We start from the raw sequence: 2265 nt of genomic DNA on the forward strand, positions 1-2265 counted from the left end.
AGCTCCTACTGGCCGACCGGTGACCAGCAGCCCAACGCCACCCCGGCGGAGATCGAGTTCGCGCGCCGCTGGCGGGACATGTCGAAGGGGCCGACTCGGGCCGGCCCCTGCCGGGCTCCCGGGGTGTCGCGTCGGCGCCGCCGCGACATCCGCGTTGACCTCAAGTCAGGTGGAGGTCGTACGTTGCTTTGCATGAGCATGGAAACCACGGCGTGGACACAGCTCCACAACGTCATGAACGCGCAGACCGACCGGCGGCCCTTCGACCGGGCCACCCTCCGGCGCATCGCCGCCTTCGCCCGGCCGCACCGGCGCCGGGTCGCCCAGTTCCTGGTCCTGAGCGTGGTGACGGCGCTCCTCGCGGTCGCCACCCCGATCCTCGCGGGACGGGTCGTCGACGCGATCGTCGCGGGCGAGGAGTCGGGCACCGTCACCGGCCTCTCCCTGCTCATCGCGGTGATCGCCGTCGCGGAGGCCGCACTCGGCCTGGTCGGCCGCTGGCTCTCGGCGAACCTCGGCGAAGGGCTGATCCTCGATCTGCGCACGGCCGTCTTCGACCACGTGCAGCGCATGCCGATCGCATTCTTCACCCGGACCCGCACCGGCGCGCTCGTCAGCCGCCTCAACAACGACGTCATCGGCGCCCAGCGCGCCTTCAGCAACACCCTGTCCGGCGTCGTCAGCAACATCGTGACGCTGCTGCTCACCCTCGGCGTCATGCTCTCCATCTCCTGGCAGATCACCGTGCTCGCACTGGTGCTGCTGCCGGTCTTCGTCCTCCCGGCCCGCCGGATGGGCAGCCGGATGGCACGGCTCCAGCGGGAGGCCGCGGCCCACAACGCCGCGATGGGCACCCGGATGACCGAGCGCTTCTCCGCCCCCGGCGCCACCCTGATCAAACTCTTCGGCCGGCCCGCCGACGAGTCCGCCGAGTTCGCCGCCCGAGCGGGCCGGGTGCGCGACATCGGTGTCCGCACGGCCATGGCCCAGTCCGCGTTCATCACCGCCCTCACCCTCGTGTCGGCCCTCGCCCTCGCCCTGGTCTACGGGCTCGGCGGCCACTACGCGCTGCGCGGACAGCTGGACGCGGGCGCGGTCGTCGCCCTGGCCCTCCTCCTGACCCGGCTCTACGCACCGCTCACCGCCCTCGCCGGGGCCCGCGTCGAGGTGATGAGCGCCCTCGTCAGCTTCGAGCGGGTCTTCGAGATCCTCGACCTGGAACCGCTCATCGACCAGAAGCCGGACGCGCGGACGGTCCCGGACGGCCCGGTGTCCGTGGAGTTCGACCGGGTCAGGTTCGGCTACCCGTCCGCCGACAAGGTCTCGCTCGCCTCCCTGGAGGACGTCGCGACCCTCGACACCCGCGACAGCGGCGAAGTGCTGCGCGGCGTCTCCTTCCGCGCCGAACCCGGCCAGACGGTGGCGCTCGTCGGCTCGTCCGGCGCGGGCAAGTCGACCATCGCGCAACTGCTGCCGCGCCTGTACGACACGGACGAGGGAGCGGTGCGCATCGGCGGCATCGACGTGCGCGACCTGACCGCCGACACCCTGCGCGACACCCTCGGCATGGTCACCCAGGACGGCCACCTCTTCCACGAGTCGGTCCGCGCCAACCTGCTGCTCGCCCGCCCCGACGCCACCGAGGACGAACTCTGGGACGCGCTGCGCCGCTCGCGCCTGGACGGCCTCGTCGCCTCGCTGCCCGACGGGCTCGACACCGTCGTCGGCGAACGCGGCTACCGGCTCTCCGGCGGCGAACGCCAGCGACTGACCATCGCCCGCCTGCTGCTCGCCCGCCAGCGCGTCGTCATCCTCGACGAGGCCACCGCACACCTGGACAACACCTCCGAGGCGGCCGTCCAGGAGGCGCTGACCGAGGCCCTCGCCGGACGCACCGCGGTCGTGATCGCCCACCGGCTCTCCACGGTGCGGGCGGCCGATCTCATCCTCGTCGTGGAGAACGGGCGGATCGTGGAGCGGGGCAGGCACGAGGAACTCCTCGCGGCGGGCGGCCGGTACGAGGAGCTGTACCGGACCCAGTTCGAGAACCCCGGCCACGAACCCGCGGAACTCGGCTGAGCGCGAACACCCCGCCGGGCGTGACAAGCGTCTCTGGCGCCGGAAAACTAACGGCGCTAGTTTGGGGCGGGCGGCATCCCCCGCAACCGCGTCCGGGAGGAACAGCGATGAAGGCCCACGACGGCATGTACATCGGCGGTGCCTGGCGGCCCGCCGCGGGGCGGGGCACGATCGAGGTCGCGAACC

The 2265-nt window shown here is 72.4% G+C and carries 1 protein-coding gene; it reads left to right on the top strand.

The annotated features are described in order from the left end of the window. The first annotated feature begins 192 nt into the window (after window positions 1-192). On the top strand, window positions 193-2079 hold the full coding sequence (locus tag ACWCXX_RS41225; protein ID WP_451136435.1) for an ABC transporter ATP-binding protein: 1887 nt from the start codon (window positions 193-195) through the stop codon (window positions 2077-2079). The last annotated feature ends 186 nt before the right edge of the window (window positions 2080-2265 follow it).

The sequence above is a fragment of the Streptomyces sp. NPDC001732 genome, from assembly GCF_053596315.1.

Excerpts from the sequence above, each read along its gene's own strand:
- ACWCXX_RS41225 (WP_451136435.1), top strand. The coding sequence starts at position 193 with ATGAGCATGGAAACCACGGCGTGGACACAGCTCCACAACGTCATGAAC.